15 protein-coding genes are annotated in these 14,678 nt (G+C 54.6%); 3 read left to right on the top strand and 12 right to left on the bottom strand.

The annotated features are described in order from the left end of the window. Positions 1–21: 21 nt before the first annotated feature. The 4 genes from fdhE to fdnG form a co-directional block, all read right to left on the bottom strand. The gene (fdhE, locus tag IMQ48_RS16505) at positions 22–951 is read right to left on the bottom strand and encodes a formate dehydrogenase accessory protein FdhE (protein ID WP_096758859.1); all 930 of its coding nucleotides are present in this window, start codon (positions 949–951) and stop codon (positions 22–24) included. Beyond that, a complete protein-coding gene (gene fdoI, locus IMQ48_RS16500) occupies positions 948–1,583 on the bottom strand; it encodes a formate dehydrogenase cytochrome b556 subunit (RefSeq protein WP_096758858.1) in 636 nt (211 codons plus the stop codon). The genes fdhE and fdoI overlap by 4 nt, the downstream gene beginning before the upstream one ends. Continuing rightward, positions 1,580–2,482 carry a formate dehydrogenase O subunit beta gene (gene fdoH / locus IMQ48_RS16495; protein ID WP_196209886.1) on the bottom strand — a complete coding sequence of 301 codons (903 nt, stop codon included), beginning with the start codon at positions 2,480–2,482 and terminating at the stop codon, positions 1,580–1,582. The genes fdoI and fdoH overlap by 4 nt, the downstream gene beginning before the upstream one ends. A gap of 125 nt (positions 2,483–2,607) precedes the next feature. Further along, positions 2,608–5,667 (bottom strand): formate dehydrogenase-N subunit alpha, encoded by a 3,060-nt coding sequence (fdnG, locus tag IMQ48_RS16490; RefSeq protein WP_196209885.1) that lies wholly within the window; start codon positions 5,665–5,667, stop codon positions 2,608–2,610. Between the two features lie 194 nt (positions 5,668–5,861). Between fdnG and fdhD the strand changes: the two genes are divergently transcribed. After that, positions 5,862–6,698 (top strand): formate dehydrogenase accessory sulfurtransferase FdhD, encoded by an 837-nt coding sequence (gene fdhD / locus IMQ48_RS16485; protein WP_196209884.1) that lies wholly within the window; start codon positions 5,862–5,864, stop codon positions 6,696–6,698. On the opposite strand, the gene IMQ48_RS16480 is transcribed toward fdhD, so the two are convergent. Then, positions 6,665–7,171 (bottom strand): YgjV family protein, encoded by a 507-nt coding sequence (locus IMQ48_RS16480; protein ID WP_196209883.1) that lies wholly within the window; start codon positions 7,169–7,171, stop codon positions 6,665–6,667. The genes fdhD and IMQ48_RS16480 overlap by 34 nt on opposite strands. 58 nt (positions 7,172–7,229) lie before the next feature. Continuing rightward, complete coding sequence (locus IMQ48_RS16475) at positions 7,230–7,751, bottom strand: Crp/Fnr family transcriptional regulator (protein ID WP_196209882.1); 522 nt, start codon at positions 7,749–7,751, stop codon at positions 7,230–7,232. A gap of 129 nt (positions 7,752–7,880) precedes the next feature. On the opposite strand from IMQ48_RS16475, the gene IMQ48_RS16470 reads away from it, so the two are divergent. Beyond that, positions 7,881–8,093 (top strand): DUF1471 domain-containing protein, encoded by a 213-nt coding sequence (locus tag IMQ48_RS16470; protein ID WP_196209881.1) that lies wholly within the window; start codon positions 7,881–7,883, stop codon positions 8,091–8,093. Positions 8,094–8,149: 56 nt separating this feature from the next. On the opposite strand, the gene IMQ48_RS16465 is transcribed toward IMQ48_RS16470, so the two are convergent. From IMQ48_RS16465 to IMQ48_RS16440, 6 genes are all read right to left on the bottom strand, one after another. Then, a complete protein-coding gene (locus IMQ48_RS16465; protein WP_196209880.1) occupies positions 8,150–9,895 on the bottom strand; it encodes a putative frv operon regulatory protein in 1,746 nt (581 codons plus the stop codon). Next, positions 9,895–10,965 (bottom strand): aminopeptidase, encoded by a 1,071-nt coding sequence (locus tag IMQ48_RS16460; RefSeq protein ID WP_196209879.1) that lies wholly within the window; start codon positions 10,963–10,965, stop codon positions 9,895–9,897. Before IMQ48_RS16460 ends, IMQ48_RS16465 begins: the two co-directional genes overlap by 1 nt. Beyond that, the gene (locus tag IMQ48_RS16455) at positions 10,955–12,400 is read right to left on the bottom strand and encodes a PTS fructose-like transporter subunit IIBC (RefSeq protein ID WP_196209878.1); all 1,446 of its coding nucleotides are present in this window, start codon (positions 12,398–12,400) and stop codon (positions 10,955–10,957) included. Before IMQ48_RS16455 ends, IMQ48_RS16460 begins: the two co-directional genes overlap by 11 nt. Positions 12,401–12,410: 10 nt before the next feature. Continuing rightward, positions 12,411–12,857 carry a PTS fructose transporter subunit IIA gene (locus IMQ48_RS16450; protein ID WP_181498726.1) on the bottom strand — a complete coding sequence of 149 codons (447 nt, stop codon included), beginning with the start codon at positions 12,855–12,857 and terminating at the stop codon, positions 12,411–12,413. A gap of 138 nt (positions 12,858–12,995) precedes the next feature. Continuing rightward, positions 12,996–13,316 (bottom strand): AzlD domain-containing protein, encoded by a 321-nt coding sequence (locus IMQ48_RS16445; RefSeq protein WP_196209877.1) that lies wholly within the window; start codon positions 13,314–13,316, stop codon positions 12,996–12,998. Then, entirely contained in the window at positions 13,316–13,975 is a 660-nt protein-coding gene (locus IMQ48_RS16440) for an AzlC family ABC transporter permease (protein WP_196209876.1), read from the bottom strand. The genes IMQ48_RS16445 and IMQ48_RS16440 overlap by 1 nt, the downstream gene beginning before the upstream one ends. 101 nt (positions 13,976–14,076) lie before the next feature. Between IMQ48_RS16440 and IMQ48_RS16435 the strand changes: the two genes are divergently transcribed. Continuing rightward, on the top strand, positions 14,077–14,625 hold the full coding sequence (locus tag IMQ48_RS16435; RefSeq protein WP_196209875.1) for a helix-turn-helix domain-containing protein: 549 nt from the start codon (positions 14,077–14,079) through the stop codon (positions 14,623–14,625). Positions 14,626–14,678: the final 53 nt, after the last annotated feature.

The raw sequence follows: 14,678 nt of genomic DNA, 5'->3' as shown, positions 1-14,678 counted from the left end.
GCTGCCCGACGTGGCGTAGACTTACTCCCCTTCACCCGGGAACAGGAACGGGTTGATGGAGCTGCGGGCAAAGCCCTCTTGCTCCATGTGTGCGTCCAGCATCAGTGAGGCGAGGTCGTCGGCAACGGCTTCGACGTTTGGATCTTTTTCCTGATACAGAATCTTCAGGTAAGTCCCACAGTCGCCGCAGCTTTCAGCTTTAATCGCAGACTGCTCGTTATCCAGTGACCAGTAGTTTAAATCACGGCTTTGCTCGCAGTTGCTGCACTTCACGCGCACCACGTGCCACTCGGTTTCACACAGGTTGCAGTGCAGATAGCGCAGCCCCTGAGTGGTACCAATTTGCACCATGCTGGAGACCGGCATTGAACCGCACACTGGGCAGAACTGGCGTTGTTCACCGTATTCCGCACGGGCTTTACCGGGGATCAGGCTTGCCATTTGTGCCCAGTAGAGCGACAACGCGGCCCAGATGAACGGCGCTTTATCACTGCTGACGGACGCAAAATCAGAAGCAAACAGCGCGCTGGCCATCAGTTCCAGCTCTTGCTCTGAGGCCTTTTCCAGATTTTCGATCACCGCTAATGCAGGGCCGCTCATTTCTGGCTTCAGCTCAGCAATTAACGATTGCAGCAGTTTTTGCCAGTGCTTATCGCGTGGCAGAACGTGGATATCCAGCGGCGGCTTGCCCTGATCGTTTGCTTCTTTGATGCGCGCGGTCAGGTCCATTTGCAGCGGATGGTCGTACAGCACCACTTCCTGCGCATGAGCGATTAGCGCAGCAAAGCGCAGGTAATCACCCAGTGGGTTGTTTTCGGCCAGCTCGCGCAGACGCTCAGCGCGGCGGTTATACAAATTTTTGAGTCTGGGGAACAATAACGGCGGAATCATATCCGCCGTGCGTTTCTCGCTCGAACCCAGCTCATCTTGCGGGATTATGCGAATACTCATTCAGATGACTTTTCCTGTTTCTGGCGGACTTCACGGTACCAGCGTGGGTGATGTTTCTTCGCCCATGAACTGGTTACCCATCCTTCCACCATCGCGGTAATGGTGCCTTTCACCCAAAGGGCGGCGTAAATGTGCACCATGATAACCACAATTAACGCTACTGCGGCAAATGAATGCAGCATTAACGCGAATCGGATCACCGGGATTGAGAAAGCAGGCGCAAAATACGGGCGCCAGATGATCACTCCGCTCACCAGCAACAGGACCAGGAAGATAATCGCCGCCCAGAATACGCATTTCTGGCCGAAGTTATAACGTCCCGTGTCACCTACTTCCTCGTTGACGACGATCTTACGAATATTCTTCGCCCAAAAGATATCATCCCGATTGATTAGATTGTGGTGCCAGTAACGGAAAAACATGATGATAAACGAGGCAAACATAATCACGCCGACAAACGGGTGCAGAATTCGCGCCAGCTGCGGGGTGCCCATGATTTGCATCAGCCAGTTGAAGGATGGGAAGAAAAAGCCCAGCCCGCTTATCGCCGCCAACATGAAGCAGAAGGCGGTGACCCAGTGGTTGATGCGTTCCGGCGCTGTATAGCGCACGATGGTGTCACGTCGTTTCATTTGCGCACCTCGTCTTTTTCTTCATGCAGATTGTCTTCTTCCTCTTCCGCACGGTTCGGACCTACGCCGACGTAGTGGAAGATGCTGGCCGCAAATGTCGCTGCAAAGCCGACCGCTGCGAGGGGTTTCCAGATGCCTTTCCAGAACTTCACGGTGGCGCTAATTTCCGGGTTTTCCGGCAGGCCATGATACAGATTCGGCTTGTCGGCATGATGCAATACATACATGACGTGCGTACCGCCAACGCCTATCGGATCGTACAGTCCGGCGTTATCGTAACCACGGGTTTTCAGCTCTGCCACGCGCTCGCCTGCCAGCGTTTTCATCGACTCTTTGGTGCCGAAATGAATCGCGCCGGTTGGGCAGGTTTTCACGCAGGCTGGTTCTTGTCCTACCACCACACGGTCAACGCACAGCGTACATTTATAGACGCGATTGTCTTCCGGGTTGAGGCGCGGCACGTCGAACGGACAGCCTGCAATGCAGTAGCCGCAGCCAATACACTGCTCGGACTGGAAGTCGACAATGCCGTTGGCATACTGAATGATTGCTCCTTCCGCCGGACACGCCTTCAGGCAGCCCGGATCGGCACAGTGCATGCAGCCATCCTTGCGGATCAGCCACTCCAGTTTGTCGTCTTGCTCCACTTCCGAGAAGCGCATCACCGTCCAGGACTTGGCGGTCAAATCGGCGGGGTTGTCGTACACCCCAACGTTGCTGCCGATTTCATCGCGGATATCGTTCCACTCCGAACAGGCCACCTGACAGGCTTTACAGCCGATACAGGTGGTGACGTCGATGAGCTTGGCCACTTCTTCCTGGTGATCCCGCGCCTGAGGCGCGGGAGTGAAACCGTTAGTGGCGGAACGGCGGATAATATCTTGAGTTTGATAAGCCATAATTCGTCTCCGTTTACCCTTCATCTTTCAGTTTGCAGGTTCGTTGGTTTCCTTAGGCATTCCGGTCACGTAGTTTTCTACGCTCCTGGAATGCCTGGCGTCACCGCTTGCCTGCAATCTAAAATCTATTGGGTACCCACCTTTTCCACGTTCACGAGGAAGGACTTAAATTCCGGCGTCTGCGTGTTCGCATCACCAACGAATGGCGTTAACGTGTTAGCGATAAAGCCTTTTTTCGCCACACCTTCGTAGCCCCAGTGGATAGGAATACCGATGGTGTCGATATCCTGACCGTTGGCCTTCAGCGTGCGAATACGCTTGGTCACCACTGCTTTGGCTTTGATGTAGCCGCGGTTAGAAGAGACCTTGACGGTATCGCCATGAGAGATGCCGAGTTTGTTCGCCAGCTTCTCGCCAATTTCCACAAACTGTTCCGGTTGGGCGATGGCGTTCAGCAGCGCATGCTTGGTCCAGTAGTGGAAGTGCTCGGTCAGGCGGTAGGTTGTCCCGACGTACGGGAACTTATCCGCTTTGCCCAGTGCTTCTTCGTCGCCTTTAAAGATACGAGCGGCAGGGTTAGAGATAACGTTCGGGTGCAGCGGGTTAGTGCCCAGCGGCGTTTCAAACGGCTCGTAGTGTTCCGGGAACGGTCCTTCCGCCATTTTATCGATAGCAAACAGGCGTCCCATCCCTTCGGGCTGCATAATAAACGGCCCGACGTTGCTGCCCGGTGCGGCGGCGCTGTAGTCCGGAATATCCATCCCGCTCCATTTCGCCCCATCCCATTTCAGGATCTGACGTTTTGGATCCCACGGATTCCCCTGCGGGTCAGCGGAGGCGCGGTTATACAGAATGCGACGGTTGAGCGGCCATGCCCATGCCCAGCCCAGCGTATTGCCCAGGCCCGATGGGTCGGCGTTATCGCGACGCGCCATCTGGTTGCCTTCCGGCGTCCAGCTACCGGCGAATATCCAGCAGCCGCTGGAGGTGGTGCCGTCGTCGCGCAGTTGGGCAAACGAGCTAAGCTGTTGCCCTTTCTTGACGATCACCGCGCCGGTTGCCGGGTCGGTAATATCGGCCAGGGCTTTACCATTGCTCTCCATCGCCACTTCTTCCGAAGCGGGTTCATGCGGCGTGGAGTAGTTCCAGGTCATGCTCAGCACCTGTTCCGGGTTTGCTCCCCCCTGTTCGGCGTACATCTTGCGCATGCGCAGGAAGATACCGGCGAGGATTTCACCGTCGGTGGCGGCAATCCCTGGGGCATCCGCGCCTTTCCAGTGCCACTGCAGCCAGCGTCCGGAGTTAACGATAGAACCGTTTTCTTCGGCGAAGCAGGTGGACGGCAGACGGAACACTTCGGTCTGGATTTTCGACGGATCCACATCGTTCGACTCACCGTGATTTTGCCAGAAGGTGGACGTTTCGGTGTTGAGCGGGTCGATAGTCACCAGGAACTTCAGTTTTGACAGCGAAGCCACGACCTTGTTTTTGTTCGGGAACGAGGCGACCGGGTTGAAGCCCTGGCAGATGTAGCCATTCACTTTGCCCTGGTTCATCATCTCGAAGTACTGCAGTACGTCGTACCCTTTATCCCACTTCGGCAGCCAGTCGAAGCCCCAGCTATTTTCCGCTGTCGCTTTATCGCCAAAGAAGGCTTTCATCATTGAGACGAAGAATTTCGGGTAGTTGCCCCAGTAGTTTACCTGACCTTCCAGCAACGGTTTTGGCGTGTTGGCGGCGAGGTAGGTTTGCAGATCGGTTTGCTTTTCGCTCGGCAACGTCATGTAACCAGGCAGGCTCTGCGACAGCAGGCCTAAGTCAGTCAGGCCCTGAATATTAGAGTGGCCACGCAGGGCGTTAACGCCACCGCCTGCCATCCCCATATTGCCGAGCAGCAGCTGGATCATCGCCATGGTGCGAATGTTCTGCGCGCCCACGGAGTGCTGCGTCCAGCCCAGCGCGTACAGGAACGACGCGGTTTTGTCTTTGGCGCTGGTTTCAGCGATGTATTCGCAGACTTTCAGGAAATCAGCCTTCGGCGTACCGCAAATGTTTTCGACAACATCCGGCGTGTAGCGGGAAACGTGCTGTTTCAGCAGATTCCACACGCAGCGCGGGTGTTGCAGCGTAACATCGCGTTTGGCGAAGCCTTTTTCATCCAGCTCGTAGTTCCAGCTGGTTTTATCGTACTTGCGTTTGTCCGCGTCATAGCCGGTGAACAGGCCATCGTCGAAGCCATAATCTTCACGCACGATCAGGCTGGCGTTGGTATAGGCCTCGGTATATTCGCGGTTGAATTTTTCGTTATTTAGCAGGTACAGCAAGACGCCTGACAAGAAGGCAATGTCAGTACCGGAGCGAATAGGGGCATAGAAATCCGCCACCGCCGCGGTTCGCGTAAAACGAGGATCGACCACAATCAGCTTCGCGCCATTGTGAATTTTGGCTTCCATCGCCCAGCGGAATCCGACCGGGTGAGCTTCAGCGGCGTTACCGCCCATCACCACAACGAGGTTGGCGTTTTTAATGTCGACCCAGTGGTTGGTCATCGCACCGCGACCAAATGTTGGAGCAAGACTTGCTACCGTTGGTCCGTGTCAGACGCGTGCCTGGTTGTCGACCGCGAGCATACCCAGCGCGCGGGAGAATTTTTGCGTTAAATAGCCGGTTTCATTACTGGAGGCGGAAGCACATAGCATCCCGGTGGAAAGCCAGCGGTTAACGGTGACGCCTTCAGCGTTCTGCGCAACGTAGTTAGCGTCGCGGTCTTCTTTCATCAGCTTCGCGATGCGGTCAAATGCCTCATCCCAGCTAATTTGTTGCCATTTATCAGAGCCAGGTGCACGGTATTCCGGGAATTTCAGCCGGCTTTCGGAGTGGATGAAATCCACCAGACCAGCCCCTTTCGGGCACAGCGCGCCACGGTTCACCGGATGGTCCGGATCGCCCTCAATATGGAAGATGGATGCTTTGGCGTTTTTCGCGCCGTCACCGAGACTGTACATTAACAGTCCACAGCCAACGGAACAGTAAGTGCAGGTGTTACGGGTTTCGCGGGTACGCAGCAGTTTATATTGCCGTGTTTCCGCTAGCGCTACGCCGGGTGCAAAACCCAGTGCCGCTGCCGTGGTGCCTGCCATACCGCCAGCGCAGATCTTAAAGAACTGCCTTCTGCTGACCTGCATGGTTCGCTCCTTGTTTCGACATTGTCACGTTCCCTTCGCGTAGATGTATCGCGACCGCGAGGGAAGTGGTTGTTATTTTTCTTTGCGGACGGGACCGCAAAGGTCCAGAATTGGGTGAATTTCCCTCTATCCAGGAGGGATTTGTAAAGAATACCACAATGTTGGTATGTGTGTTCCAATATGGTTAAAAGAAAGTGAATAAGATTACTCAAGAAAATATCGAAAATGTGACGACTTTGACCGGATCTCGCCAGTTGACTCTCTGGAAACGTGAGGATTTGCAACATCCTCTACCGGATGTCGTCGCTGAAGAAGTGCCCGTTGCGCTGGTGTACAACGGGATTTCGCACGTGGTGATGATGGCGTCACCGAAAGATCTTGAGCATTTTGCGATGGGCTTTTCACTTTCTGAAGGCATTATTGAGTCCCCGCAGGATATCTACAGCATGGAAGTAGTGCCTTCCTGTAACGGATTAGAAGTTCAGGTTGAACTGTCCAGCCGCCGTTTTATGGGCTTGAAAGAGCGTCGTCGTGCGCTGGCCGGTCGTACCGGTTGTGGTGTTTGCGGTGTGGAACAGCTCAATGACATTGGCAAGCCGGTCCAGCCTTTGGCGTTTACCCAGACGTTTAACCTGGCTGATCTCGATCGCGCGTTAAGGCATTTGCACGATTTCCAGCCTGTGGGACAACTGACGGGCTGCACGCACGCAGCCGCCTGGGTCCAGCCGTCGGGGAACCTGGCGGGAGGGCATGAAGATGTGGGCCGGCACGTTGCGCTGGATAAACTGCTCGGACGGCGTGCAATTGAAGGTGAAACCTGGCGGCAAGGAGCGGTATTAGTTTCCAGTCGCGCCAGCTATGAGATGGTGCAAAAGTCGGCGATGTGCGGCGTTGAGATCCTGTTCGCTGTCTCTGCTGCCACTACGCTTGCGGTGGAAGTAGCCGAACGCTGTAACCTGACGCTGGTGGGTTTTTGCAAACCGGGCAGGGCGACAATTTATACGCACCCGGAACGTCTGGTGGCGGAGTAACGCCACCAGGCAGCCAAAATGCTGCCTGAGAATGCCAGCTCCATCATTACAGCAACGGGCGAGCCGACGATGGCATTGTTCAGTAGCCAGCACAGGCTGCCGCACAATGTATATCCACGTAATTTTCCGGCCTGTTTCTGAAATGACGCATAGGTCATCAGCAGGCTTCCCGCGAGCGGCAGCAGGCCCCACATTCCCTGCCAAAGATAAACACCGCACAGCAGTGACCCCATCATAAATCCCCACATAGCCCAGCGGCGTTGCGTTACGGTGGCCATCGCGTAGCGGCAGGCGGCGATGAGCATTAATCCTGCGGCGGCGGGTTGATGCAAAAGATAAAAATGAATAGCCAGCAGGCTGGTTGAGCTGGTCAACAGCAATAACGTTTTGGACCGATGCTGGAAATGAAAGGCTGAAATATCCAGCACAAAGCTGATGCAGGCCAGCAGCTGAGAGATAAAAAATGCGTTCATTATGTGCGCCATCTTGTGAAGAATGGCGGGACAATAATCTACGCAAAAAAGGAATGCGTTAACCTTTGTTAAGACGCTGGCGAATGCGGGACAGGCTAACGGGTGTAATGCCAATGTAATTGGCGAGGTCTCGTTGAGTGAGCAGCAATTCCCAACCGGGGAAGTGTGTCTGAACATACTGGTAGCGTTGTTCTGGCGTATTAAGCAGCAGCATTTGTTCTTTTTTCTCTTTGTAGATCAACTGCTGGACCAGTAACTGTGTCTTGATATCCCGATGTTCCGGCGCATCCAGCAATGCCAGAGAAATTTCACTGATTTCGCCTGGGGTGATCATTTGCAGGCTGTAATCTGCCGAGGTGTGGGTTAGCCAGTTCAGGTACAGAAAACAATATTCACCCGGGAAGTAAAACTCTTTCACCCGTTCTGAACCGTTGGCTGAGTGATGCACCGCACGAGCAACACCATGATGTAAATAATAAATTTTGCTTTGCCTTTCACCTTGACGCAGCAACCAACTGCCCGCAGATTGTGGCTTTTTTCGCGTGCCTGACAGTAATATTTGATTGTATTCAGGTGACACTTTATATCTCAAATAATTTGAACAAGATTGGCAAATCCTTCCGCTTTTAGTTGTGCGATGTGAGGGCTATTATTTATCACATCAAGGCACGGTGCCTTATCAAAACAACTAAGTTAAAGGGTTTATATCATGAAAAGCATCAAAACTTTTGTCGCAGTTATCGCTCTCGCTACCTCTTTCGGTTCTTTCGCTGCTCAGTCTGTTACCGCGACCGGCTCTACGCTGGAAAGTGCTGAAGCGAAAATTGCCGCTCAGGCTGAACGTGCAGGTGCCAGCGATTATAAAATCACTCAGGCTTACACCGGTAACCGCGTGCACATGACGGCTGAACTGCTGAAATAAGATACCTTAATACTGTCGAAAGAGCGCCCTTGCGGCGCTTTTTTAGTTTTCTGCAGTTACTCTTTGAGCAGCGCAATAAACGCCTCATACCCCGCCAGTCCCGCAATAGTTTCCGCCGGATGACGGCACAGTACGCTGGATAAATAGCTGAAGATTTTTAACTCATGGCGCGCGTCGGCGGCGGCACAAGCGATGAGTACATGGCTGACCGGCTCGTTATTGACCTGCACGGGATGAGCAAGGGTGATAAAAAATCCACGAAAGCGGCGCTCTTGTTCGCTCCAGCAGTGGGGGATCGCCAGACGATTTACAATCAAGTTTTCACCTTCATGCTCCCGGGCGCAAATACGCTGTGCTTCATCCTCGGTGATATGGCTCTGTATCACCAGTTGCCCGCAGATTTTCCCGATAATTCCCTGCCAGGATTCGCCTGTCGCATTGGCATAATGGAAGCTGCCCTGCAGGGAAAAGAAACGCTCAGGTTGCTGGCGGATAAACGCCGTAGCGAGGAAGTTTTTAATCTGCTCGGTACCGGTTGCGGTGATAATATTTTTGATATTCAGAACGTTTTTTTCAGCATCATCAATCAGATAGTGGCTGTTGTTGATGATTAACAACGGGGTTATTTCCTCACAAATAGCGCTCACGTCATGCACGCTACGGGCGATGATCACCCGGCAATTCAGCACGTCCCGCTCAATCGCCAGCTGGTTAATGGTGGCGATGGCGTTTTGATCGGAGAGCAAAATAATCGGCTGGCGTTCGTTTTGATGCCGTTCCAGGGCGCAGGCAAAATAAAGCCCAATCAGATCGCTGTCGAACAGTGGAATATCCAACTGTTCGCGCAACCGGGCGATAAAACGCAGGCTCATGTCGAAGGCTGCGGGCCAGGCGGCCTTCAGGTTGTTCATGCTGCCCTGACGATGTTCCGGGATCCACACCGGGGCCGCGACGCAGCGCAGGAGGTGACCGGTAATGTTTTCGACCAGCTGTTCGTCGATAATGTTCAGTGGGGCGACGCCGGGGAGCGATTTTAGCAGCGACACGACGCCCTGTTCGGAAATAGCAGCGGTATGCCGTTGCTGCATTTCCAGCAGCCCAACCAGCGTGCTGAACGCCTTGTCTCCCAGATAAATTCCCGCCTGTTCCACCGCATTATTAAGCGCACAATGCTGACACTCAGGCCAGGCAGCGGTGAGCTGGTTGCGCAGGGCATAAACGGCAAGCACTACGCTGGCGAGATACTCTCCAGCAACCAGTGCAAAAGCGTGCAGGCTTTCGCAGGCCTGCTGAAGTTGCTCGATGTTCTCGCGCGTCATGCCTGGCAGGGGAATCAACAGCGGATCTTTTTTCAGTAAATTCGCCAGCAGGATAATGCGCTTTTCTTCAGGCTCATCAATAAAGTGCCCGACGCCAGGGCGGCTCTGAATGTTGAAGGCGCGCTCGTAGCGCTGCTTCAGACGAGGCAATCTGTCGGCGACCCAGGTCTCAGGTAAATTCAGCGTCGACGCGAGCTGCATGCGGGTCGTAAATGGGTTTAGCAATAATATCGCCAGCAACCGGTCATCATTATCATGACGTTGTAAAAGCTGGAAATAGCTGTGCCGGTCGATAATATCCAGCTGATAGCCTGCACTCCCTGCGGGGTGAATGCGGGCTTTACCGCTGAAGGTAAAGTTGAGGTAATCAATATCGCGCAGGATCGTGCGGCTCGACACGCCAGTTTGCCGCGCCAGCTCACCCAGCAAGCAGGGCTGCTGTTCAAGGAGGTCGACTATTCTCAACTGGCGTTCACTGAGCATTAGATCACCTGACGAAAATTGGTGAAGGCTTTGACCTTATCCGCCGTCAGCGTGGTCAGCAGTTCGCGGACCAGGGTGAACAGGGCGTCATAATCTGTTGCCGAAACCATGCCGCTGTTAGCGTGCAGATAGCGGGTCGCCAGGCACAGCGCCGCCACCGGGCGACCGCCGCCCATCACGTTGTAGCGCCCGCCGTCTGTCGCCCCGGTTTTCATGGTGCAAAACTGCAATGGCGCACTGCTGCTTACGGCGCTCTCTTTTAACGCGGCGACCAGCTGCTGGTTGGGGAAATAGCGCTTATCAAACAGCATCAGCCCTGGGCCAGCGCCGAGCTTCAGCGGATATTTAATACTGTCGATGCCGGGCACGTCGCCCGCAACCGCCGTGTCCAACACGATCACCATATCGGGCTTGATATGCTCAGCCGAGGTTTGCGCCCCGCGCAGCCCAACCTCTTCTTCCACGCTGCCAACGCCGTACAGGGTGATTTCCGGGTTACCCACCGCCTGTAAAAGCTCCGCCATCAGGGCGCAGCCGACGCGGTTATCCAGCGCTTTGCCGACAATTTTGTCTTCACCCCAGCGGGCAAAGTTCGCTTCTGGGCTGATGAAATCACCGATCGCAATACCGCGTTGTTCCACCTCTTCGCGGTTGCTTGCGCCAACATCAATAAACATTTCGTCAAACGACAGCGGCTGTTGCTTCTGCTTTTCCGTCAGGGCGTGTGGCGCCACGGAGCCGATGACGCCGGGTATTTTTATCCCCGCGCGGTTGCGAACGGTCACCCGATGATTGAGCATCGATTGATTCCACCACCCGCCAATGGTGGTGAAACGGATAAAACCGCTCTCATCGATATGCGTCACCATAAAGCCCACTTCATCCATATGCCCGACGATGGCGACTTTCGGTCCGTGATTGCCTTTGCGGGCGACAAAGCTGCCGAGGCCGTCAAAGGTGATTTCATCCACGCACGGTTCCAGCGTATTGATCAAAATCGAGCGAACTTCCTGTTCATCACCGCTGACGGCGCTGGCTTCGCATAACTGCTGTAGTAACTCAATGTTCATGGGCAAGCTCCTGCTGCGCGGCTTTACGTTTGAGCCACAATCCTTTCAGAATGATGATTAGAGAAATGTTTAGCGCCAGGCCTATCGCCAGCACCAGATAAAATGACCCCACCGGCGACATCAGACCGATCAGCGGGTCAAAGATACCTAAACCCGGTGCCAGGCGTTTGATTCCGAAGGCGATCACCAGCATACCGGTAATGCCGCCGGAGAGTGTATTGGCGGTAATCATCGGCAGTGGTGCGGCCAGCGCGTAAGGAATTGCCGGTTCAGTGGCGACGGTTGCGCCTACCACAATCGCGCTGCTGGCGGCGGCCTTCTCCTGTGACGTAAACAGTTTTGGTGCGATATAGGTGGCGATGCCTGCGGCGACGGGCGGCATCAGCGCCACTACGCCAACGATGGCGTACCAGTCATAGATGTGTTTTTCCAGCAGCGAGAAGCAAAAGAACCACGCGGTTTTGTTGATAGGGCCGCCCATATCGAACGCCAGCATCGCGCCAACGAGGAAGGCGGCGCCCATTTTCATTGAGGGTGGAATGGTGTTCAGGAAGTGCAGCAGGCCGCCCATGATGTCGGACATCACCGGGCCGACGACGTAGTACGTCAGCACGCCAAATACCAGCAGGGTGACGAACGGGATCAGCATTGAGCCGAGCAGCGGCTGAAGCGCTTTGCCAAGGCGCACTTTGCGAAACCACAGCACGAAGTAGCCAATTGCCAACCCCAGCACTACCGCGCCGAGAAATCCCGCGCCGGATTGCGTCCCCAGTAGCCCTTTATCGTTCGCCAGATAGCACACCAGAAACGCCGGGGCGAACGCCGGTTTATCGCCAATCGACCAGGCAATATACGCGCCCATTATCGGGATCATAAAGGTGAAGCCAAGATAGCCGATAGACTCGACAACCCAGGTAAACGACGGCGCACCTTTCGACATATCGGTATACGGTAAACCGAACTGCACCAGCATATTGGCGATGGCGACCAGAATACCACCGCCGATAACAAACGGCAGCGCAGCGGAAACCCCCGCCATCAAGTGGCTCATTACGCTGCCCTGCTGTACATCCTGCTTGCCCAGCTTGACGCCACTATCGGCGGCGAAAAGCTGTGAATGAGAGGGTAACTGGGTGAAAATCTGGTCGATGTTTTTCAGCGCCTGGGAAATAGCGATCTCATAGACCTTTTTTCCGGCAAAGCGCGCGCGATCATCAGCGCTTAACCCGCGTCCCGTCGCCAGAATCACGTAATCCGCAGCGGCAATCTCTTCATTGCTCAGCCGGTTTTCGACGCCGCTTGAGCCTTGAGTTTCAACTTTAATGGTATGGCCAAGCGAACGCGCTTTTTGCTCCAGTGCTTCCGCCACCATGTAAGTGTGGGCGATTCCCGCAGGGCAGTTGGTGATCGCCACTAAGCGTAAGGATGTCTCCATAGCCGCTTCCTTATGAGGTTAAGGTCTGATTTAACAACGCCAGCACCTGGTCGACGTCGCCCTGTTTCAGCTGGTTGATAAAATCCTGATGGATAATTTTGCGACACAGGGTGCCGATGATTTTGACCTGGTCGTCTTCACCAGCCTGTGGCACGCCGAGACAGATCCAGCAGTTGACGTCTTCGCCATCGCTGGCTTTCCAGTCCACGTTGGCGGATTTACGTGCGAACAGGACGAAGGGTTGCTTCACGCAGGTGCTTTTGCCGTGAGGAACGGCGATGCCCGAACCAAAGCCAGTGGAGTGCAATTTTTCGCGCAGCAGCAGCGTTTGTAAAAACTGATTACGGTCGCTGACGTAACCGTTATGAAAGGCCATATCCGCCAGCTGCTTGAGGATGGAATAAACGCTATTGCCCTGAATATTCAGGTCAATGCAGTTCGCTGTAAGGGCTGCCATGGTGAGACTCCGTTAAAACCTAATGAATACGATTTTAACGTCGAGATGGCGAAGAGATGAGCGGCAATATGTCAGTGTGCAGTGACATTTTGCCAGGTAAGCGCGAGCGAGCTTTGTGCACAAGGGCACACTTTTAGTTTATATACCCGCCAGACGCAACAGCGCGGTGGCGACAGCGGCGGCGATGATTACCACGATTAATGGTGCTTTTCGCCAGGCAAGAAAAACCGCAAAACCAACGCCCAGCACCCGAGCCATCCCGGCAAAGTGCTCACCTTCGTAAAAGGTGGTTGCCAGCGCAACAGAGAACAGTAATACCGTCGCGGCATCGGAAAGCAGCGCTTGTGAACGCTCGGAGAATGCCAGACGGCTCCCCAGTTTCGCGCCGCCTAAACGCATTAAATAGGTGCCCAGAGAGAGTACGGCGATACCGACGATAAATAGCGTCATGTTGCCCATTATTTCTTCCTCGTCAGTAAGCCAAACAGTGAAAGCAGGACCGGCAGGCCAACCGGGGCAAACGGCACGGCGGCGAGTGACAGTGCGGCCCCGCTACAGGCGCGAACCAGCGTGGTACGGTTTTTAAATGCCGGGACCACTAAGGCCAGCAGAATGGCGGGGAAGACGGCATCCAGGCCGATGGTTTCCGGGGCGGGCAGTAGCTTGCCAACCATCGCCCCAAGCAGCGTGCCCAGCGGCCAGATAATGGCAACGCCCAGGCCGCACAGCCAGTAGGCGGCTTTGCGCTGCTCCGGCGTTTTTTGCGACAGGCCGAACACCACGCTTTCATCGTTCATGATATGGCAGCCGAGGAAACTGGCGGCCCGTGTCCCCACCAGATCGCGCACCGTTACGCCGAACGGAACGTGGCGGGCATTCACCAGCAACCCGGCTGCTGCAGCGGCCAGCGGATTACCGCCACTGGCGACAATACCGATAAACATAAATTCAGATGCGCCTGCCAGCACCGTAATGGAGAGCACAAACGGTACCCACAGCGGGAAGCCATAGGCCATCGCTAGCGAACCGTAAGATATCCCCACCACGCCGACCGCCAGACACACTAAAAGGATCGCTTTTATCGTGTCGCCTTTAAGACTGGAAAAATAATGTTTCATCCCGTTTTAGCCATATCGAACGAATTTCCATTATAATGAACGCAACAAGATTGCTTTACAAGACGAACGATTCGTTCGATATAAAGAACATGGAGTCATGAATGACCCAACCCATCAGTATGATTGCGAAAAGCCTGGTGCGTGAACGTCAGCGTACCGGCTTGTCGCTGGCAGAGATCGCCCGTCGTGCGGGAATTGCAAAATCGACGCTCTCGCAGCTGGAAGCGGGTAATGGCAATCCTAGCCTGGAAACGCTGTGGTCGTTGTGTGTGGCGCTGGATATTCCCTTTGCGCGACTGCTGGAGCCTGTGGTGCAAAAAACGCAGGTGATCCGCCGGGGCGAAGGAACCAAAGTAGTCGCGGAGCAGGCTCACTATCAGGCCATTTTACTGGCGGCCTGTCCTCCGGGCGCCAGGCGGGATATCTATCTGCTGCTAACGCAACCGGGCGCGGACCGCATTTCGCAGCCACATCCACCGGGATCGGTTGAACATATTATCGTGACGCAGGGAAAGGCGAAGGTGGGATTGATGGAAGCGCCGGAAGAATTAGGCGAAGGGGATTACATTTGTTATCCCGCGGATCAGGCGCATATTTTTAAAGCACTGGAGCCTGACACCCAGGCGATTCTGGTTTCTGAGCAGAACTAACTGTTATGTTGCGTTATGCCGGATGCGGCGCGTTAGCGCTTTATCCGGCCTAC

Origin of the sequence: Citrobacter sp. Res13-Sevr-PEB04-36, assembly GCF_015672735.1 — a bacterium.
Classification (GTDB): domain Bacteria; phylum Pseudomonadota; class Gammaproteobacteria; order Enterobacterales; family Enterobacteriaceae; genus Citrobacter.
The sequence above is the reverse complement of the archived record's forward strand: the minus strand, read 5'-3'. Positions and strand labels throughout refer to the sequence as shown.